Source organism: Serratia sp. BNK-23, assembly GCF_047456145.1.
GTDB lineage: Bacteria > Pseudomonadota > Gammaproteobacteria > Enterobacterales > Enterobacteriaceae > Serratia > Serratia nematodiphila.
Genome location: NZ_CP179900.1, coordinates 4,216,430 through 4,236,303, shown reverse-complemented (window position 1 = coordinate 4,236,303; position 19,874 = coordinate 4,216,430). Strand labels below are relative to the sequence as shown.

Genomic DNA, 19,874 nt, shown 5'->3' with positions numbered 1-19,874 from the left:
AACGCGCGTCAGATCACGCTTTGCCCGAAATGCCCAGCACGCGCGCTTCGGGCGCGCTGCCGTCCAGCAGGGCCTGCGTCGGGCCATCGTAATAGATGCGGCCGTCGACCACCAGCAGCGTGCGCGGTGCGATGCGTGCGGCGTCGTCGAGGTTGTGCGACACCATCAGCAGCGTCAGGTTGCGCTGTTCGCATACCGTCTGCAGCAGTTGCAACATCTCGTTGCGCAGCGCCGGATCGAGCGCCGAGAAGGGTTCGTCGAGCAGCAGGATCGGCCGTTGGCGAATCAAACAGCGCGCCAGCGCGGCGCGCTGACGCTGGCCGCCGGAAAGTTGCGACGGCAGGCGCTCCAGATGCTCTTCCAGGCCGACCTGACGGGCGATGTGTTCTCGCTGTTGACGCTGCTGCGCAGTCAAGCGCAGACCGGGATCCAACCCCAACCCGATGTTCTGCGCCACCGTCAGGTGCGCGAACAGGTTGTTTTCCTGAAACAGCATCGACACCGGCCGCTTGGCCGGCGGCGTGGCGGTGTGGTCTTCGCCGTTCAGCAGCAGCCGGCCGCTGGCCGCCGGCAGAAAACCGGCGATCAGGCTCAGCAAGGTGCTTTTACCGGCGCCGCTGGGGCCGAGCACCGCGACGCGCTCGCCCGGCTGGATGCGCAGATCAAAGCGCATCGGCAGGTGGTCATACAGGTAGGTCAGTTTTTCAAGCGTCAGCATGGCGGCCCGGTAAGCGTTCAATCAGGGTAAACAACAGGAAGCACAGCAGCAGCAACAGCAGCGCGGTCACCGCCCCGTCGTTGCTGCGGTAGGCGCCAATCTGCTGATACAGGTAAAAAGGCAGGGTACGGAAATGCTCGTTGCCAAACAAGGCGACCACGCCGAAGTCGCCGATCGACAGCACGCAGGCGAAGGCCAGCGCCTGTGCCAGCGGGCGGCGCAGGGCGCGCAGCTCAATCAGCCGCAGCCGTCGCCAGCCGCGGATATCCAGCGACAGGCACAGCGGGTTGTAACGTTCGGCGAGGTCGCGCATTGGGTTCTCCAATACCTTCAGCGCATAGGGCACCGCCATCAGCGCATTGGTGAGGATCACTAGCGCATAGGGCGACTGCGGCAACCCCACGGTATCGCTCAGCAGCAGGAAGAAGCCGGTGGCCAGCACGATGCCCGGCATCGCCAGGATCACCATGCCGCTGAGCTCCAGCGCCTGGCCGCCGCGCAGCTGTTGCCGCAGTTTTAGCTCACGGCTGCTCCACAGCAGCATCATCGTGAGCGCCACGCACAGCAGCCCTGCGCCGAGGGCGATGCGCAGCGACGTGAACAGCGCCTGCCACAGCACCGGCTGGCGCAGCACGCTGACCATGGCCTGATTGGCGCCGTCGGCGATCACCGCCAGCAGAGGCGGCAGCAGCAGCAACAGTGCGGCGGCGATCAGCAGAAAATCGCCGACGCGTCGCCACAGGCTGTCATCCGGATTGCGCCAGCGCTGGGCGTGGGTATGCCCCACCGGCAATGCCTGGCTCAGGCGCTGACTGATCAACACCAGCCCGAGACAACAGCCCAGCTGGATCAGCGCCAGCATGGCGGCACGCCCCAGATCGTAGTCGTAACTCAGCGCCTGGTAGATCGCCAGTTCAATGGTGGTGGCCTGCGGCCCGCCGCCCAGCGACAGTACGGTGGCGAAGCTGGCGAAGCACAGCATGAAGATCAGCGCGCCGCTCGGCAGGATTTGGCGGCGCAGCGCCGGCCATTCGACGAAGCGGAACTGCTGCCAGCCGCTCATGCCCAGTTGGGCGGCCAGCTGGCGCTGCTCTACCGGAATGTTCTCCAGCGCCTGCAGCAACAGGCGGGTGGCCAGCGGTAGATTAAAGAACAGGTGCGCCAGCAGAATGCCCTGCAGACCGTAGGGCGAGAAACCATACTCGACGCCCAGCCAGCCGCACAGCGTCGCCAGCCAGCCCTGGCGCCCATAGACGCTGAGCAGGCCGAATACCGCTACCAGCACCGGCAGCACCAGCGTCATGGCGCACAGCCGCAGCAACAACTGCCGGCCGGGGAAACGGCGGCGATAGAGCGCGCGCGCCAGCAGAATGGCGGGCAGCACCGAAATCAGCGCCGACAGCAGCGCCTGCAGGAAGGTGAAGCGCACCACGTGCCACAGGTAACTGTCCTGCCACAGGCTGCGCCAGTCGCTGTCCGGCGCGTGACGCCACAGTGACCCCAGCGCCAGCGCGGCGATGAGCAGGATCAGGCCGGCGGCCAGCAGCCCCGGCCAGAGCCAGCGGGGGATCAGCGGCTGACGGCGGTTTGCCATGCCCGGATCCAACCGCCGCGTTGTGTGGCCACCTCTTCGGCGCTGTATTGCAGCGCGGTCTGCGGCACGTTCATCTGCTCAAAGCCGACGGGCAGCGGGGTGTTGATCACCGGGTACATCCAGTTGCCGGTCGGGATGGTGTTCTGGAATGCCGGCGTCACCATGAACCGCATGAAACGCTCGGCCAGCTCAGGCTGTTTGGCGGCTTTCAGCTTGCCGGCCACTTCCACCTGCAGGTAGTGGCCTTCGCTGAACGTGGCGGCGGCGTAAAGGTCTTTTTTCTCTTCGATCAGGTGGTAGGCGGGAGAGGTGGTATAGCTGAGCACCAGATCGCCTTCGCCTTTCAGGAACAGGCCGTAGGCTTCGCTCCAGCCTTTGGTGACGGTGACGGTCTTCTTCGCCAACTGCTGCCAGGCGGCCGGCGCCTTGTCGCCATACACTTTTTGCATCCACAGCAGCAGGCCGAGCCCCGGCGTGCTGGTGCGCGGATCTTCGTAGATCACTTTCCAGTTGCGGTCGCCGCTGACCAGCTCCTGCAGGCTTTTCGGCGGGTTCTTCAGTTTTTCTTTGTTGTAGACGAAGGCGAAGTACCCGTAGTCGTAAGGCACGAAGGTCGCGTCCTGCCAGCCGCCCGGCACCGTCAGCCTGGCGGTATCGACGCCGCTCGGCGCGAACAGGCCGGTTTGCTGCGCCGCCTGCAGCAGGTTGTTGTCCAGCCCCAGCACCACGTCGGCGGCGCTGTTCTTGCCCTCCATGCGCAGGCGGTTCAGCAACGAGACGCCGTCTTCCAGCGCCACGAACTTCAGTTCACAGTCGCATTCGGCCTCGAAGGCTTTTTTCACCGCCGGGCCAGGGCCCCAGTCGGCGGCGAAGGAATCGTAGGTGTAAACCGTCAGCGTCGGCTTGGCGAACGCCGGCGCGGCGCACAGCAGCAATAAGCAGGGCAGATATTTTTTGACCACGTTGCACTCCTGAAAAATAAGGGGGCAAGGGCATCTGAGGGGGCGAGGCGGCGTCGCCGGTTCGCTGGGCTCAAATCCCTCCGCCGGTATTGACCGGATCAGGTTCGACGGGTGTGCTCTCAGCGGAAAATCAGGCTTATTACGCGGCCCGGCTCTCCGCACCCCGTTGAGACGGCGCTATTGTAAAGATTAACCGACTTGGGCGAAAGGCGCTTATGTCTCCGGCGGGGCAAACCAGGCGGACTTGAAGTCGAACCAGCCGAGGGTGTTCATCCGCACGCCGCGCATGCTGCGCTGGCCGTGCAGCTGCAGCCAGTGGTGGAACAGCGGATGCAGCTGGTGGTTGCTGACCAGACGCTGGCAGAACTCCGCCAGCGGCAGACGGTTGGCGCGCCACAGCGCCGCGTCCTGCGCCAGATCTTCGTTCATGCAATGCTGCATCAGCGGCAGTTCGTACAGCGTGGCGAACAGCGAAAACTCCAGCGGCAGATAGAAGTTGGCGCTGCCAAGCCACAGATCGCTGCGCGCGTCGCCCTGGTGCCAGGTGGCGTAATCCACGCTTTGCACGATCAGGCGGATGCCGTGCTGCGCCAGCAGCGGCTCGATCGCCTGACGGATGGCGTGAAACTCCGAATGCTCATTGAAGTGGGTCATCGTCAGTTCGGTCAGCCCCGCCGGTTTGGGCTGCTGCGCCAGCGCGCGGTTGTGGTGCCAACGGGGCAGCAGGCCGTACGCCGGCGACCAGTAGCGTTGGTAGAGCGGCCCGGCGTGGCTCAGCAGCGAAATGGGATTGATCAATTCGCACAGCCAGCTGCGAATGGCGGGATCGGCGGCCAGCGGGGAGCGCCGGTCGAACAGCAGGAAATAGCAGCCCTCTTCCAGCCGGCTTTCCAGTTCGTTGTTGCCGGTTTCATCGCCCTGCAGCTGTACGCCGGAATGCACCAGTTCTTCGGAGAACTCCGGCAGCACCCAGATATTCACCTCGTCGATCAGCGCCCGGTAGCCAAAATAGTCGTCGAAGGCGTGGATCTTCATCTGGCTGGGGAGATTGCGCACTACGCGATAGGGGCCGGTGCCGATCGGATGGCGGGCGAAATCTGGTAGTTCGCGCCATTCGCGCGGCAGGATCATGGCGTGCACGCTGCCCAGCAGCCAGGGCAGCCAGTGGTCGGGGCTGCGCAGATGCACGTCAATCACGAATGGCGTCGGCGAGGTGACGCTCTCGATATGCGAGAACAGCGGTTGCGAGGTCAGACGCGAAAGAGAAGTAATGACGTCCGCCATCTCCAGCTCGCGGCCGTGATGAAAATGGATCGCCGGGCGCAGGTAAAATCGCCAGTGCAGTGGCGTCAACGCCTGCCAATGGTGAGACAGATCGGACTCCAGTTCCCCGTTTTCCTCATTTATGCGCGTCAGACCGTTGAAGATCTGGCGCGCCAGATGGGTTTCCGAACGCCGCAGCGCCGAGCCGGGCAGCAGGTTGTACAACTGCCGGTAGTAGAGCACCCGCAGGATGTGTTTCCCCTGGCGGAAGCTACGCCCCAGCTGTGACAGCAGCATCTGGCGCACCACGTTTTTGTCGCCCACCAGTTGCACCAGCTGATCGATGCGATCCTGTTCCAGCAGCTCCTCGGCCCGCTGTTGCTGCAGCGCCAGGCCGGTGTAGTGGAAGGTTAGCCGCGAACGCTTGCCGCGCCCCGATTCCGCCTGCCAGGTGAGCCAGCCTTCCCGCTGCATGGCGCTCAGCAGGGAGCGCACGTGGCGCCGCGAGCAGCTGAGCACCTCCGCCAGATCCTGCAGCGTGGTGTCGGTGGTTTCACCGTGGCAGCGCTGCCACAGGCGGATGAACTGCTGCTGCAATCTGGACGTGGACATAAAAGAGGAACGCTCCTGCTTCAACTCGTCAATTTTTCTTTCCCTATATTACGCCGATAATTTTCATCAATGAAAGGGGAGGGCGTAATCATGAAAGCTTTCTTATCCAGGCAGTTCTATCAGCGCTATTTCAGCGCGGTGCGCCGCCAGCGAGCCGACTGGCTGAGCGTGGTGCCCGAACAGGCGCGGCTGGCGATGCTGGCGCACCTGACGCAATGGGACATTAAAGAGATGACCGATAAGCAGTATCGCGAGCACCTGTAGGGGCTGCGGCAACAAGTTTCTGAGTAATGGTGCTGTTTCACCAGCCAGTGGGGTGACCCACTGGTTTTTTTATGCGCGGTCATGGCGATGCGCTTGCATTTTTCTCGCCGTGGCTTAAGGTTCTTTCTTCTGCTTTGAGGTCAGGGAAGACGATATGCAACGCATGAGCCGGTTGTCACTGCGCATTAACCCCATCTTTGCCGCATTCCTGCTGATCGCTTTTCTCTCCGGCATCGCCGGCGCGTTGCTGACGCCGACGCTCAGTCTGTTTCTGACCACCGAGGTCAAAGTGCGGCCGCTGTGGGTAGGGCTGTTTTACACCGCCAACGCCGTGGCCGGCATCGTGGTCAGTTTTCTGCTGGCCAAGCGCTCCGACACCCGCGGCGATCGGCGCCGGTTGATCCTGCTGTGCTGCCTGATGGCGGTCGGCAACTGCCTGCTGTTCGCCTTTAACCGCGATTACCTGACGCTGATCACCGCCGGGGTGCTGATGTCCGCCGTTGCCAACACCGCCATGCCGCAGATTTTCGCGTTGGCGCGGGAATATGCCGACAGCGAGGCGCGTGAGGTGGTGATGTTCAGCTCGGTGATGCGCGCCCAGCTTTCGCTGGCGTGGGTGATCGGCCCGCCGCTGTCGTTTGCGCTGGCGCTGAACTATGGGTTCACCGTGATGTTCCTGATCGCCGCCGCCACCTTCGCGGTTTGCGTACTGCTGGTAGGGTTTATGCTGCCTTCGGTGCCGCGTGCGGCGGAGAATAAGGAGCTGCAGGGCGGGATGTCTGCGCCGATCGCGCCCGCCAGTGCCTGGCGCAATCGCGATGTGCGGCTGCTGTTCATCGCTTCGATGCTGATGTGGACCTGCAATACCTTGTATATCATCGATATGCCGCTGTATATCACCGCCGATCTCGGGCTGCCGGAAGGGCTGGCCGGGGTGCTGATGGGCACCGCCGCCGGGTTGGAAATCCCGGCAATGCTGCTGGCCGGTTATTACGTCAAACGCTTCGGCAAGCGCAACATGATGCTGCTGGCGGTGGCGGCGGGCGTGCTGTTTTATCTCGGGCTGACGGTGTTGGCGACCAAGCCGGCCCTGATCGCGCTGCAGCTGCTCAACGCGGTGTTTATCGGCATCGTCGCCGGTATCGGCATGCTCTATTTTCAGGATTTGATGCCGGGCCGGCCGGGCGCCGCCACCACGCTGTTCACCAACAGCATCTCTACCGGGGTGATCCTGGCCGGGGTGCTGCAGGGCGTGCTGGTGGAGAATTTCGGTCATGGTTCGGTGTATTGGATGGCGGCGCTGCTGGCGCTGGCGGCGCTCGGGATGAGCGCCAAAGTGCGTGAAGTGTGAGGTTAAACGACGGCATTCTTGATGCAAGTCATTGAGAAGGCTAAACCGGGCGCTCAAGCTGAAGGCATATGGCGCGCGATCGTTGCGCCCACGCCCGTCTCGCTATTGAGATGCCGCCCTGTCGTTTAGAACAGTGGGAACGTTATGGATAAACTCACACCGCTCAAACCGCTTCCTTCCCTGTGCGCCCTTGGCGCCACGCTGATTATCTGGTTCCTCATTCCCGTGCCGGAGGGCGTTGCGCCCAACGCCTGGCAGCTGCTGGCGCTGTTTATCGGCACCATCATCGCCATCATCGGCAAGGCGATGCCGATCGGCGCGGTCTCGGTGATCGCCATCGCTCTGGTGGCGGTAACCGGCGTCACCAACCCCGGCAAGCCGGGCGCCGCGCTGGACGACGCGCTCAGCGGCTTTTCCAACCAGCTGATCTGGCTGATCGGCTTTTCTATTATGATCTCCCTCAGCCTGAACAAAACCGGGCTGGGCGCGCGCATCGGCTACTATTTCATCTCGCTGTTCGGCAAGAAGACGCTGGGCATCGCCTACGCGCTGACGCTGGCGGAAACCACGCTGGCGCCGGTGACGCCGAGCAACACCGCGCGCGGCGGCGGCATCATTCACCCGATCATGAAATCGATCGCCGACAGCTTTGGTTCCAAACCCGAGCTTAATACCGCCGGCAAGATCGGCCGCTATCTGTCGCTGGTGAACTACAACATTAACCCGGTCACCTCGGCGATGTTTATCACCGCCACGGCGCCTAACCCGCTGATTGTCAGCCTGATCGCCAAAGGCACCCACGGCAGCTTTGAATTGTCCTGGTCAATGTGGGCGATCGCCGCCCTGGTGCCAGGGCTGTGCTCGCTGATCGTGATGCCGCTGGTGATTTATCTGCTGTACCCCCCGGAGGTGAAAAGTACGCCGGATGCGCCGCGTTTCGCCCGCGAAAAGCTGCAGGCGCTGGGGCCGGTGACGCTGCCGGAGAAAATTACCCTCGGGGTGTTCGCGCTGTTGCTGGTGTTGTGGGCCGGCATACCGGCGATGATCTTCGGCCCGGCGCTGGCGGTCAATCCCACCACCGCGGCGCTGATCGGCCTGGCGGTATTGCTGGCCACCGGCGTGCTGAGCTGGGAGGATGTGCTGAAGCATAAAGGCGCCTGGGACACCGTGGTGTGGTTCTCGGCGCTGGTGATGATGGCCAGCTTCCTCGGCAAGCTGGGGCTAATAGGCTGGCTGTCGCAAACCGTCGGCAACGGCATCGACCGTATGGGCATGAGTTGGGTGGGCGGCACGATCTTGCTGACCCTCATCTATTTGTATTCACACTATTTCTTCGCCAGCACCACCGCGCACGTGACGGCGATGTTCGCCGCCTTCTTCGCTGCCGGCATCGCGCTTGGCGCGCCACCGGCACTGCTGGGCCTGATCCTGGCGTTTTCTTCCTCGCTGATGATGTCGCTGACGCATTACGGCACCGGCACCGCGCCGATCATCTTTGGCTCCGGCTACGTGACGCTGGGGGAGTGGTGGAAAGCGGGATGGGTGATGAGTGTAATTAACCTGCTGATCTGGATAGTGATCGGCGGCGCATGGTGGAAGCTGCTGGGCTACTGGTGAGGAAAAAATTCACCCGCCGGGCGGCGGGTGAAGGGGATTAATTCAGAAACGCCGGCTGCTGCGCTTCGTAGCGGGAGATGTCCGCTTCGTGCTGCAGCGTCAGGCCGATGCTGTCCAGCCCGTTGATCATGCAGTGGCGGCGGAAGCTGTCGATTTCGAACGGATAGCTTTTGCCGCCGGCGTTGACCGTCTGGTTCTCCAGATCCACCACGAACTCCGTCCCTTCGTTGGCGTCCACCAGCTTGAACAGCTCATCCACCTGCTGCTCGCTCAGCGTCACCGGCAACAGCTGGTTGTTGAACGAGTTGCCATAGAAGATATCGGCAAAGCTCGGCGCGATCACCACTTTGAAACCGTAGTCGGTCAGCGCCCAGGGGGCGTGTTCGCGTGAAGAGCCGCAGCCGAAGTTTTCGCGCGCCAACAGGATGCTGGCGCCTTTATAGCGCGGTTTGTTCAGCACGAACGCCGGGTTCGGCTGCTGGCCGGCGTCGTCGAGGAAGCGCCAGTCGTTGAACAGGTGCTGGCCGAAACCGGTGCGGGTCACCTTCTGTAAAAACTGCTTGGGAATAATGGCGTCGGTGTCGACGTTGGCCGCATCCAAAGGCACCACTAAGCCGGTATGTTGAGTAAATTTAGCCACGTTAGCCCCTTAGTGAATATCACGGATGTCAGCGAAGTGACCGGCGACGGCGGCCGCGGCGGCCATTGCCGGGCTGACCAGGTGGGTGCGCCCACCGCGGCCCTGGCGCCCTTCGAAGTTACGGTTGCTGGTGGACGCGCAGCGCTCGCCCGGATTCAGACGGTCGTTGTTCATCGCCAGGCACATCGAGCAACCCGGCAAGCGCCATTCGAAGCCGGCTTCAATAAAGATTTTGTCCAACCCTTCGGCTTCCGCCTGGGCCTTCACCGGGCCGGAGCCGGGCACCACGATGGCCTGCACGCCGCTGGCGACCTTGCGCCCCTTGGCGATAGCCGCCGCCGCGCGCAGATCTTCGATGCGTGAGTTGGTGCAGGAGCCGATGAACACTTTGTCGATCGGCACCTCGGTCAATTTGATGCCCGGTTTCAAATCCATGTAGGCCAACGCTTTCTCGGCGGAAGCGCGCTCAACCGGATCGCTGAACGATTCCGGCGCCGGGATCGCCTGATTGACGGCGATCACCTGGCCGGGGTTGGTGCCCCAGGTGACCTGCGGCGCGATCTCTTCGGCGTGCAGCGTCACTACGGTATCGAATTGGGCGTCGGCGTCGGTCTTCAGCGTGCGCCAGTAAGCGACCGCCTGCTCCCAGTTTTCGCCGGTTGGCGCGAACTGACGCCCCTTCAGGTAGGCGAAGGTGGTGTCGTCCGGCGCCACCAGCCCGGCTTTAGCGCCCATTTCGATCGCCATGTTGCACAGGGTCATGCGGCCTTCCATGCTCAACGCTTCGATCGCCTTGCCGCAGAATTCCACCACGTGGCCGGTGCCGCCGGCGCTGCCGGTTTTGCCGATCACCGCCAGCACGATGTCTTTGGCGGTAATGCCCTCGGCGGCGTCGCCGGTGACTTCAATCTTCATGGTCTTGGCGCGGCCCTGTTTCAGGGTCTGGGTCGCCAGCACGTGTTCCACTTCGGAGGTGCCGATGCCGAACGCCAACGAGCCAAAAGCGCCGTGGGTGGCGGTGTGCGAGTCGCCGCAGACGATGGTCATGCCCGGCAGCGTCATGCCTTGTTCAGGCCCAATTACGTGCACGATGCCCTGGAACGGGTGGTTCAGGTCATACAGCGAAACGCCGAATTCCGCGCAGTTCTTGATCAACTCCTGCATCTGGATGCGCGCCATTTCGCCGCTGGCGTTGATGTCTTTGGTCTGGGTCGACACGTTGTGATCCATGGTGGCGAAGGTTTTGCCGGGTTGGCGCACCTTGCGGCCCATGGCGCGCAGGCCGTCGAACGCCTGCGGCGACGTGACTTCGTGCACCAGGTGACGGTCGATATACAGCAACGGCGTTTCGTTCGGCGCTTCGTGCACCACGTGGGCGTCGTACAGCTTCTGGTATAAGGTCTTGGCCATGTTATGCCCCCTGAGCTACAAAGCGAGCGATGATGTCGCCCATTTCATCGGTGCTGACGGCTTTGCCGTCACCGGCCAGATCGGCGGTGCGGTAGCCCTGTTCCAACGCCTGGTTGATGGCGCGTTCTACGGCGTCGGCCGCTTCATCGGCGCCCAGGCTGTAACGCAGCAGCAGGGTGGCGGACAGGATCTGCGCAATCGGGTTGGCGATGCCTTTGCCTGCAATATCCGGCGCGGAACCGCCCGCCGGTTCGTACAGGCCGAAGCCTTGTTCGTTCAGGCTGGCGGATGGCAGCATGCCCATCGAGCCGGTGATCATCGCGCACTCGTCGGACAGGATGTCGCCGAACAGGTTGGAGCACAGCAGCACGTCGAACTGGGACGGATCTTTGATCAGCTGCATGGTGGCGTTGTCGATATACATGTGCGACAGCGACACGTCCGGGTAATCCCTGGCGACCTGATTGACCACTTCACGCCACAGGATGGAGCTTTGCAGCACGTTGGCCTTGTCGATCGACGTCACCTTGTGGCGGCGCTTGCGGGCGGATTCGAAGGCGATGCGCGCGATGCGTTCAATCTCGAAACGGTGATACACCTCGGTATCGAAGGCGCGCTCCTGCATGCCCTGGCCTTCACGGCCCTTCGGCTGGCCGAAGTAGATGCCGCCGGTCAATTCGCGCACGCACAGAATGTCGAAGCCGCGGGCGGCGATATCGGCGCGCAGCGGGCAGAACGCCTCCAGCCCTTGATACAGGCGCGCCGGGCGCAGGTTGCTGAACAGTTTGAAGTGCTTGCGCAGCGGCAACAGCGCGCCGCGTTCCGGCTGCTCGGCCGGCGGCAGGTGTTCCCATTTCGGGCCGCCCACCGATCCGAACAGGATGGCGTCGGCCTGCTCGCAGCCGGTGACGGTCGCCGCCGGCAGCGGGCTGCCGTGGCGATCGATGGCGATGCCGCCGACGTCGTACTCGGCGGTGGTGATGCGAATGTCAAAGCGTTGACGCACCGCGTCCAACACTTTGCGCGCCTGAGCCATTACTTCCGGGCCGATGCCGTCTCCGGGCAAGACGGCAATGTGATAAGTCTTCGTCATGTTCACACCGTTTCCTGATTATTTTGATGTTTGTTTTGCTGCAGGCGCTGCTTTTCTTTTTCTACCTGCTGTGAGCGCCAAATATTGTTCAACACGTGCACCATCGCCTTGGCGGAGGATTCGACGATGTCGGTCGCCAGCCCCACGCCGTGGAAGCGGCGGCCGTTGTAAGAGACCACGATATCCACCTGGCCCAGCGCGTCGCGGCCATGGCCCTTGGCGGTCAACTGGTACTTCACCAGCTCGATCGGGTAGTCGGTGATGCGATTGATCGCCTGATAAACCGCATCGACCGGGCCGTTGCCGGTGGCGGCTTCGGCTTTCTCTTCGCCGCCGCAGATCAGTTTCACCGAGGCGGTGGCCATGATGCTGCTGCCGGACTGTACGCTGAAGTAACCCAGGCTGAAGTGCTCCGGCTCTTCCTGTTGTTTGTTGATGAAGGCCAAGGCCTCCAGATCGTAGTCGAACACCTGGCCCTTTTTGTCGGCCAGCTTCAGGAAGGCGGCGTACAGGGTATCCAGGTTGTAATCCTGCTCCTGGTAGCCCATCTCTTCCATGCGGTGTTTCACCGCTGCGCGGCCGGAGCGGGAGGTCAGGTTTAACTGCACGTCCTTCAGGCCGATCGACTGCGGGGTCATGATTTCGTAGTTTTCGCGGTTCTTCAGCACGCCGTCCTGGTGAATGCCGGAGGAGTGGGCGAAGGCGTTGGAGCCGACGATCGCCTTGTTGGCCGGGATCGGCATGTTGCACAGCTGGCTGACGATCTGGCTGGTGCGGAAGATTTCCTGGTGGTTGATGTTGGTGTGCACGTTCATGATGTCCTGGCGCACTTTAATCGCCATGATCACTTCTTCCAGCGAACAGTTACCGGCGCGTTCACCAATGCCGTTCAGGGTGCCTTCCACCTGGCGGGCACCGGCCTGCACTGCGGCGATGGAGTTGCCGACCGCCATGCCCAAATCGTCGTGGCAGTGCACGGAGATGATGGCTTTGTCGATGTTCGGCACGCGGTCATACAGGGTAGTGATGATGCCGCCGAACTGGTTCGGGGTGGTGTAGCCGACGGTATCCGGGATATTGATGGTGGTAGCGCCGGCGTTGATGGCGGCTTCGACCACGCGACACAGATTGTCGATCGGCGTGCGGCCGGCGTCTTCACAGGAGAACTCCACGTCGTCGGTGTAGTTGCGGGCGCGTTTTACCGAGCGCACCGCCATCTCCAGCACTTCGTCGAACGAGCGCTTCAGCTTCGATTCGATGTGCAGGGTTGAGGTGGCCAGGAATACGTGGATGCGGAACGCTTCGGCGACGCGCAGCGCTTCGGCGGCCACGTCGATGTCTTTGTCCACGCAGCGGGCCAGGCCGCAGACGCGACTGTTTTTGATTTGGCGAGCGATGGTTTGCACCGACTCGAAGTCGCCCGGCGAAGAGACCGGGAAGCCGACTTCCATCACGTCAACGCCCATTCTTTCCAGCGCCAGCGCAATCTGAATCTTCTCTTTTACGCTCAGGCTGGCCTGCAGCGCCTGCTCGCCATCACGCAGCGTGGTATCGAAAATAATGACTTGTTGGCTCATCGGTGCATTCCTTATCGTGTTGATTTCACGCTAAGCGGGCAAAAAAAAACCCGCGCAGTAGCGCGGGTTTCTTATGGGTGATCGGCTGAGTCAGCTCCGAACGTCGTCCACAGGCATACCGCGCAAACAAGATGCGTTGAGTAGTAGGCCTAGTAGACGGTGAGTACGGATCATAAGGGTTCAGCTTCTCTTAAATTGGGTGTCTGCCTAATTTGATACGTGATTGGCCTGGCGATGTCAACACCTGATTGAATGCGGGAACAATGCATCAGCCCATTAACTAAACAGAGGATCATTCGGCAAAAAAACGACGTCTTAGAGAAAAAAATGGGGCCAGTTTGCGTGCTGCTTAGCATAAACGAATCGAATATATACTGCGCTAATTGCTTCTGGATTTCGTTGCGTTAAGATTTGTGATGAAAAAAGCAAGAGGGATTAATCACGGGGAGCAATAAAATAACATTTTCAATACAAATGGTTTAAATTTAACTCATATGAATAATTGATTGTTTTAGTCATAATATAACAAAATAATGCGTTTTTACACAAAGTGAGCGGTGTTTTTAGATGGTTTGATTGCTTATGATGTGTTTTTATAGTTTGTCTCATACAGTGCGGCGACGTTGTTCAATTGTATTAATCATTGTTGATACCTAATTATTAGTACTACCCAGGTGGCATTCTTCTCGCTGACGGGGAAAGCTGCTGACATGTATTCCATATACGACTTATATCGTGTAGATAACACGAGGTTTTTTATCGATTGATGACGGTAATGGCAGGATTTGTCGTGCAAAGATAAGACAATGCGGCGTTTCATTGTTTGTCGAGCATAAGGATTAGATTATTTACACAGGATTTAGTGGAGTGAAATATGGCTGAATATGATTCAGAAATCGCCATGGTCAAAGAGCCGGCGGACATCCATTTGCGCAGCGTCGATCTTAATTTACTGACGGTGTTTGACGCCGTGATGCAAATGCAAAATATTACGCGAGCCGCTAATTCGTTAGGGATGTCGCAGCCGGCGGTGAGCAACGCGGTAGCGCGCCTGAAGGTGATGTTCAACGACGAACTGTTCGTGCGCTGCGGCCGCGGGATCCAGCCCACCATGCGGGCCAGGCAGCTGTTCGGGCCGGTGCGGCAAGCGCTGCAGCTGGTGCAGAATGAGTTGCCGGGATCTGAGTTTGAGCCGCTGACCAGCACGCGAGCGTTCTCCCTGTCGCTGTGCAGCCCGCTCGATTTGCGTCTGGGCGCCGGGATAATCAATCACGTCAAACAGATAGCGCCGCAGCTTAACCTGCAAATAAAGTCATACATTAACAATAATATTGAACGTCAATTGCGTTATCAGGACGTGGAGTTTGTCATCGGCTACAGCCGTTTCGAGTCGGCGGAGTTTCGCAGCCTGGCGATGTTCGACGACGAATTAGTGCTGGCGGTTGCGCAGGCGCACCCGAGAATAGGCGAGGAGGTGACGCCGGAACACATGCTGGCCGAGCAGCATGCTGCGGTTTCCCTGGAAAGTTTTGGATCGTTCAGTAAACCTTTTTATTTAGACGAGCCGATGCTGCGCGCCGTGACGCAGCAGTGCACGGATCTTTACAGCGTGTTGAATATGGTGTCGCAAACGGAAATGGTAGCGATTGCGCCCGCCTGGTTGGTGCGACAGCAGACGGAGGCGTTGAAAATAAAGGCGGTTCCTTTATGTGGCAACGATAATAAAGCCACCTGTTACCTCTCCTGGCATGAATCCTCAGAGCGGGATAAAGGCCACCAGTGGATGAAATCTGTCCTGATTGAGGCGGGTAACCCAAAGTAAAGCGATAAAGATGGGAACCATATAAAGATAATATTCAACTGAGCGTTTTTTTCTCATGATAAAAACTAAGAGCTATCTGCGTTTTTATTAAGATATTTCTTGGTTTTGCGGCGATAGAATAACTTATTCTCAGGATAAATTTGTTCATTTAGCGAAAACAATTAATATAAATTAATATTCTGATTTTTACTTTCCAGCTGGAATTTTAAACTAACTCGATGTGGCGGCCCGAACGGGCCGCGTTTTATGGCAGCCATCAAACCTTTTCCTTCCCGTTTTGTCCAACCCATGAAAGCGCGAAAGCCGGCCTGAGTTTTGGCTCACACTTCTACGCTGAAATCGCTTTTCCCCCTGCCTGAGAGTAGGTAGACTGCGCGGAAAAAAGTAAACACGTGTAAGCTGAGATGAGGGCCGCAAGGCATCGTTCAGGCTTAACTGTATGATTCATTTCAGGCTTAGAGCACTATGATCACTAATCTGCTGCAATACCATTTGATCCATCGTATACAGCATCAAATCACCCACCGAGCCGATCGCACAGCATTTCGCCAATGGTCGCCCAACGGCGAGTTTCAACTGACCTGGGGAGCTGCGGCTGCCCGCATTGATCGCATTGCTGCCGGGCTGCTGGCGCTGGGCGCCGAAGTGCAAGAACGTATCGGTATCTTCGCCAATAACACGATGGCCTGGTCGTTGACCGATCTCGCGATCCTGCACCTGCGTGGCGTCAGCGTACCGCTCTATTCCACCAATACGCCGGCGCAGGCGGCCTTCGTCATCAACGACGCTGACATTCGCATCCTGTTCGTCGGCGAGCAGGCGCAGCTGGATGCCGCCATCGCACTGCGTGGCGTCTGCCCACAGCTGAGTCATATCATCGTGTTCGACGAGGACGCCGATCTGCGCGGCTGCGAGATCGCACAACACCTGAGCGCCTTCGAGCGCGCTGCCGATCCGGCGGCTTTTATCGCTCAACGTCGGCAGCGCATTGAAGAGTGCGACCTGCAGGATCTCTTTACCCTGATCTATACCTCGGGCACCACCGGCGAACCGAAAGGGGTCATGCTGGACTACCGCAACCTGGCGGCGCAGCTCTACCTGCATGATGAGAGACTGACGGTCGGCGAAGAGGATGTGTCGCTCAGTTTCCTGCCGCTGTCGCACGTGTTCGAGCGTGCCTGGAGCTTCTTTGTCATGCATTCCGGCGCGCAGAATGTTTTCCTGCCGAACACCGACTGGGTACGGGAAGCGATGGGGCAGGTGCGGCCGACGTTAATGTGCGCGGTACCGCGTTTCTACGAGAAGATTTTCAGCGCGGTGCATGAAAAAGTGGCGCGTGCCCCTTGGCTGCGCCGTGCGCTGTTCCACTGGGCGATCGTCTGCGGGGAGCGCAAGTTCCTGCAAGAGCGGGCCGGCAAACCGTTGGGCAAACTGTTCGAACTCTCTCACCGCTGGGCCGACAAGCTGGTATTGAGCAAGCTGCGCGGCATTCTCGGTGGCCGGGTGCGTTTCTTGCCGGCGGCGGGCGCCAAGCTGGATGACAATGTGATCCTGTTTTTCCAGGCGATGGGCGTCAACATCAAGTACGGCTACGGCATGACCGAAACCTGTGCGACCGTGTCCTGCTGGGAAGAGGGGCATTTCCGCTTCGGCTCTATCGGTAAACCGCTGCCGGAGGTCGAGGTGCGCATCGGTGAAGAAAATGAAATTCAGGTGCGCGGGCCGATCGTGATGCGCGGCTATTTCAACAAACCGTTGGAAACCGCCGCGACCTTTACCGCCGACGGCTGGCTGAAAACCGGCGACGCCGGGGCGATCGATGAAGAGGGCAATCTGTTCATCACCGAGCGCCTGAAAGATTTGATGAAAACCTCCGGCGGCAAATACATAGCGCCGCAGATGCTGGAAGGCACGCTGGCGCAGGACCGCTTTATCGAGCAGGTGGCGATCATCGCCGATGCGCGCAAGTTCGTTTCCGCGCTGATCGTGCCGTGCTTTGAGTCGCTGGAAGAGTACGCGAAGTCAGTCAACCTGAAATACCAGGATCGCCTGGAGCTGCTGCGCAACGGCGAGATCCTCGCGATGTTCGAAAAGCGCCTGCGCGAGATGCAAAAGGAGCTGGCGCGTTTCGAGCAGGTGAAGAAGTTCACGCTGCTGCCGGCGGCTTTTTCCATGGAGTTGGGGGAGCTGACGCCCACGCTGAAGCTGCGCCGCAAAGTGATCCTGCAGCGCTATCAGCGCGAAATCGACTCGATGTACCAGGAACAGGCCTGACGCCGCCGCCGGGCCATGTGCCCGGCGAAAAAAAGCGGCATATCCATCACCTGATTTAGTTCTGTAATTTCCCTCCTGTTCGAAACAATGCCTAGCCCGACAACCCTGAGGCTAGCGCATTGTTTTTATAAAGCTGCGATCTCCAGCCGCTTGGCAATAACCCCGCCACCGTTAAGCCATTTTGCCGTTTGCCTGCCCCAAATTCTGACGTTATGTTAATTCGATAGCGACAACCCATAAAAACTTTGGGGCATTGCCCCGCAGCAGGCGCTACGTTCCGGCGCCAGAGAAGAATAAGCAAGCCTGGAGGCAAACCCATGGAGATGTTGTCAGGAGCCGAGATGGTCGTCCGATCGTTGATCGATCAGGGCGTTAAACATGTATTCGGCTACCCCGGCGGGGCGGTGCTCGATATCTACGACGCCCTGCATACGGTCGGAGGGATCGATCATATTCTGGTGCGCCACGAGCAAGGGGCGGTGCACATGGCCGACGGCTACGCGCGCGCCACCGGCGAAGTGGGCGTGGTGCTGGTGACCTCCGGCCCCGGTGCCACCAACGCCATTACCGGCATTGCCACCGCCTATATGGACTCGATCCCGATGGTCGTCCTGTCGGGGCAGGTGCCCAGCTCGCTGATCGGCTACGACGCCTTCCAGGAGTGCGATATGGTGGGGATTTCTCGGCCGGTGGTGAAACACAGTTTCCTGGTGAAACGTACCGAAGACATCCCGGCGGTGTTGAAGAAGGCCTTTTACCTGGCTTCCAGCGGCCGCCCCGGCCCGGTGGTGATCGATCTGCCGAAAGACATCGTCGGCCCGGCGGTGCGGATGCCTTATGCCTATCCGCAGGACGTGAGCATGCGTTCCTACAACCCGACGGTGCAGGGCCACCGCGGGCAGATCAAACGCGCGTTGCAAACCATCCTGGCGGCCAAAAAGCCGGTGATGTACGTCGGCGGCGGCGCGATCAACGCCGGTTGTGAAGCCGAACTGCTGGCGTTGGCGGAGCAGCTGAACCTGCCGGTGACCAGCAGCCTGATGGGACTGGGCGCTTTCCCCGGCACCCATCGCCAGAGTGTCGGCATGCTCGGCATGCACGGCACCTATGAAGCCAATAAAACCATGCACCATGCCGACGTGATCTTCGCCGTCGGCGTGCGTTTCGACGATCGCACTACCAACAATCTGGCCAAATACTGCCCGGACGCCACCGTGCTGCACATCGATATCGATCCGACCTCGATCTCCAAAACGGTGGACGCCGATATCCCGATCGTCGGCGATGCCAAACAGGTGCTGGTGCAGATGCTGGAGCTGCTGGCGCAGGATGACAAGGCGCAGGATCACGATGCGCTGCGCGACTGGTGGCAGTCTATCGAACAGTGGCGCGCCCGCGACTGCCTGGGCTACGACAAAAACAGCGGCACCATCAAGCCGCAGGCGGTGATTGAAACCCTGCATCGCCTGACCAAAGGCGACGCCTATGTGACCTCCGACGTGGGGCAGCACCAGATGTTCGCCGCGCTCTATTATCCGTTCGACAAACCGCGCCGTTGGATCAACTCCGGCGGCCTTGGCACCATGGGCTTCGGCCTGCCGGCGGCATTGGGCGTCAAGCTGGCGCTGCCGGAGGAAACCGTGGTGTGCGTGACCGGCGACGGCAGCATTCAGATGAATATTCAGGAGCTGTCCACTGCGCTGCAATATAACCTGCCGGTGGTGGTGGTGAACCTCAACAACCGCTATCTGGGCATGGTCAAGCAGTGGCAGGACATGATTTATTCCGGCCGTCATTCGCAGTCTTACATGGATTCGCTGCCGGACTTCGTCAAGCTGGCCGAGGCTTACGGCCATGTCGGCATTGCCATCCGCACGCCGGATGAGCTGGAAAGCAAGCTGGCGCAGGCGCTGGCGGAAAAAGAGCGGCTGGTGTTCGTCGACGTGACCGTCGATGAAACCGAACATGTCTACCCGATGCAGATCCGCGGCGGAAGCATGGACGAAATGTGGCTTAGCAAAACGGAGAGGACCTGATCATGCGCCGTATTTTATCTGTCTTGCTGGAAAACGAATCCGGCGCCCTGTCGCGCGTGGTGGGGTTGTTCTCCCAGCGCGGTTACAACATCGAGAGCCTGACGGTGGCGCCGACCGATGATCCGACGCTGTCGCGCATGACGATCCAGACCGTCGGCGACGAGAAAGTGCTGGAGCAGATTGAGAAGCAGTTGCACAAGCTGGTGGACGTGCTGCGCGTCAGCGAACTGGTGCAGGGCGCCCACGTCGAGCGCGAGATCATGCTGGTGAAGCTGCAGGCCAGCGGCTACGGCCGTGAAGAGGTGAAGCGCTGCGCCGACATTTTCCGCGGCCAGATCGTTGATGTGACGGCGACGCTGTATACGGTGCAGCTGGCCGGCACCAGCGACAAGCTCGACGCCTTCCTGAGCGCGGTGCGTGAAGTGGCGGAGATCGTGGAAGTGGCGCGTTCCGGCGTGGTCGGCGTGTCGCGCGGCGACAAAATCATGCGCTGAGCGCGATCTGGCGGCGAATAATCGGGGCGCGGCGTGGCTGCGCCCTTTGTTTTTCGGTATTTTTTGCCCGATTGCTGGCACCTTTCGGCAAAAGCGGTTGCTAGGCAGTGTTTTCTGCTGTTAGATCGCAGAGGCTGGATTGAATAA

Annotated in this window: 15 protein-coding genes and 1 riboswitch; of the genes, 7 read left to right on the top strand and 8 right to left on the bottom strand. The window is 60.2% G+C overall.

The window, feature by feature from the left end; all coding sequences use genetic code 11:
• Positions 1–13: 13 nt before the first annotated feature.
• The 4 genes from thiQ to sgrR all read right to left on the bottom strand — a co-directional run bounded on the left by thiQ (position 14) and on the right by sgrR (position 5,149).
• A complete protein-coding gene (gene thiQ / locus ACMGF9_RS20180) occupies positions 14–718 on the bottom strand; it encodes a thiamine ABC transporter ATP-binding protein ThiQ (RefSeq protein WP_076740937.1) in 705 nt (234 codons plus the stop codon).
• Complete coding sequence (gene thiP, locus ACMGF9_RS20175) at positions 705–2,312, bottom strand: thiamine/thiamine pyrophosphate ABC transporter permease ThiP (protein WP_312425381.1); 1,608 nt, start codon at positions 2,310–2,312, stop codon at positions 705–707. Before thiP ends, thiQ begins: the two co-directional genes overlap by 14 nt.
• On the bottom strand, positions 2,288–3,274 hold the full coding sequence (gene thiB / locus ACMGF9_RS20170; protein WP_015376636.1) for a thiamine ABC transporter substrate binding subunit: 987 nt from the start codon (positions 3,272–3,274) through the stop codon (positions 2,288–2,290). Before thiB ends, thiP begins: the two co-directional genes overlap by 25 nt.
• Before the next feature lie 57 nt (positions 3,275–3,331).
• Positions 3,332–3,450: riboswitch (TPP riboswitch) on the bottom strand.
• A 37-nt stretch (positions 3,451–3,487) separates the two neighbouring features.
• Entirely contained in the window at positions 3,488–5,149 is a 1,662-nt protein-coding gene (gene sgrR, locus ACMGF9_RS20165; RefSeq protein WP_015376637.1) for an HTH-type transcriptional regulator SgrR, read from the bottom strand.
• Positions 5,150–5,239: 90 nt separating this feature from the next.
• Between sgrR and sgrT the strand changes: the two genes are divergently transcribed.
• From sgrT to ACMGF9_RS20150, 3 genes are all read left to right on the top strand, one after another.
• Entirely contained in the window at positions 5,240–5,413 is a 174-nt protein-coding gene (gene sgrT / locus ACMGF9_RS20160; protein ID WP_004932838.1) for a glucose uptake inhibitor SgrT, read from the top strand.
• A 154-nt stretch (positions 5,414–5,567) separates the two neighbouring features.
• Positions 5,568–6,764 (top strand): sugar efflux transporter, encoded by a 1,197-nt coding sequence (locus ACMGF9_RS20155; RefSeq protein ID WP_414160382.1) that lies wholly within the window; start codon positions 5,568–5,570, stop codon positions 6,762–6,764.
• 144 nt (positions 6,765–6,908) lie between these two features.
• A complete protein-coding gene (locus ACMGF9_RS20150; protein ID WP_015376639.1) occupies positions 6,909–8,381 on the top strand; it encodes a DASS family sodium-coupled anion symporter in 1,473 nt (490 codons plus the stop codon).
• Positions 8,382–8,418: 37 nt separating this feature from the next.
• Here the strand turns inward: ACMGF9_RS20150 and leuD are convergent, their stop codons facing one another.
• The 4 genes from leuD to leuA are packed head-to-tail and all read right to left on the bottom strand — an operon-like array spanning position 8,419 to position 13,101.
• Positions 8,419–9,021, bottom strand: coding sequence for a 3-isopropylmalate dehydratase small subunit (gene leuD / locus ACMGF9_RS20145; protein ID WP_004932829.1), 603 nt, complete (start codon positions 9,019–9,021; stop codon positions 8,419–8,421).
• A gap of 9 nt (positions 9,022–9,030) precedes the next feature.
• Positions 9,031–10,431, bottom strand: a complete 1,401-nt coding sequence (gene leuC / locus ACMGF9_RS20140; protein ID WP_414160381.1) for a 3-isopropylmalate dehydratase large subunit — start codon at positions 10,429–10,431, stop codon at positions 9,031–9,033.
• Position 10,432: 1 nt separating this feature from the next.
• Positions 10,433–11,524 (bottom strand): 3-isopropylmalate dehydrogenase, encoded by a 1,092-nt coding sequence (gene leuB, locus ACMGF9_RS20135; RefSeq protein WP_085337448.1) that lies wholly within the window; start codon positions 11,522–11,524, stop codon positions 10,433–10,435.
• Positions 11,525–11,526: 2 nt separating this feature from the next.
• Entirely contained in the window at positions 11,527–13,101 is a 1,575-nt protein-coding gene (leuA, locus tag ACMGF9_RS20130) for a 2-isopropylmalate synthase (protein WP_004932820.1), read from the bottom strand.
• A gap of 874 nt (positions 13,102–13,975) precedes the next feature.
• Here leuA and leuO point away from each other — a divergent pair.
• The 4 genes from leuO (at position 13,976) to ilvN (ending at position 19,727) form a co-directional block, all read left to right on the top strand.
• The gene (leuO, locus tag ACMGF9_RS20125) at positions 13,976–14,923 is read left to right on the top strand and encodes a transcriptional regulator LeuO (protein WP_004932811.1); all 948 of its coding nucleotides are present in this window, start codon (positions 13,976–13,978) and stop codon (positions 14,921–14,923) included.
• A 465-nt stretch (positions 14,924–15,388) separates the two neighbouring features.
• Positions 15,389–17,197, top strand: a complete 1,809-nt coding sequence (locus tag ACMGF9_RS20120) for an AMP-dependent synthetase/ligase (protein ID WP_075684601.1) — start codon at positions 15,389–15,391, stop codon at positions 17,195–17,197.
• A 317-nt stretch (positions 17,198–17,514) separates the two neighbouring features.
• Positions 17,515–19,233 carry an acetolactate synthase 3 large subunit gene (ilvI, locus tag ACMGF9_RS20115; protein ID WP_033641254.1) on the top strand — a complete coding sequence of 573 codons (1,719 nt, stop codon included), beginning with the start codon at positions 17,515–17,517 and terminating at the stop codon, positions 19,231–19,233.
• Between the two features lie 2 nt (positions 19,234–19,235).
• Positions 19,236–19,727: an acetolactate synthase small subunit gene (gene ilvN / locus ACMGF9_RS20110; RefSeq protein WP_004932806.1), complete on the top strand. Its 492-nt coding sequence runs from the start codon at positions 19,236–19,238 to the stop codon at positions 19,725–19,727.
• Positions 19,728–19,874: the final 147 nt, after the last annotated feature.

Bases quoted from the DNA above. Each gene is read 5' to 3' on its own strand.
- thiQ (WP_076740937.1), bottom strand. From the start codon at position 718: ATGCTGACGCTTGAAAAACTGACCTACCTGTATGACCACCTGCCGATG.
- thiP (WP_312425381.1), bottom strand. From the start codon at position 2,312: ATGGCAAACCGCCGTCAGCCGCTGATCCCCCGCTGGCTCTGGCCGGGG.
- sgrR (WP_015376637.1), bottom strand. From the start codon at position 5,149: ATGTCCACGTCCAGATTGCAGCAGCAGTTCATCCGCCTGTGGCAGCGC.
- sgrT (WP_004932838.1), top strand. From the start codon at position 5,240: ATGAAAGCTTTCTTATCCAGGCAGTTCTATCAGCGCTATTTCAGCGCG.
- ACMGF9_RS20155 (WP_414160382.1), top strand. From the start codon at position 5,568: ATGCAACGCATGAGCCGGTTGTCACTGCGCATTAACCCCATCTTTGCC.
- ACMGF9_RS20150 (WP_015376639.1), top strand. From the start codon at position 6,909: ATGGATAAACTCACACCGCTCAAACCGCTTCCTTCCCTGTGCGCCCTT.
- leuC (WP_414160381.1), bottom strand. From the start codon at position 10,431: ATGGCCAAGACCTTATACCAGAAGCTGTACGACGCCCACGTGGTGCAC.
- leuB (WP_085337448.1), bottom strand. From the start codon at position 11,524: ATGACGAAGACTTATCACATTGCCGTCTTGCCCGGAGACGGCATCGGC.
- leuA (WP_004932820.1), bottom strand. From the start codon at position 13,101: ATGAGCCAACAAGTCATTATTTTCGATACCACGCTGCGTGATGGCGAG.
- leuO (WP_004932811.1), top strand. From the start codon at position 13,976: ATGGCTGAATATGATTCAGAAATCGCCATGGTCAAAGAGCCGGCGGAC.
- ACMGF9_RS20120 (WP_075684601.1), top strand. From the start codon at position 15,389: ATGATCACTAATCTGCTGCAATACCATTTGATCCATCGTATACAGCAT.
- ilvI (WP_033641254.1), top strand. From the start codon at position 17,515: ATGGAGATGTTGTCAGGAGCCGAGATGGTCGTCCGATCGTTGATCGAT.
- ilvN (WP_004932806.1), top strand. From the start codon at position 19,236: ATGCGCCGTATTTTATCTGTCTTGCTGGAAAACGAATCCGGCGCCCTG.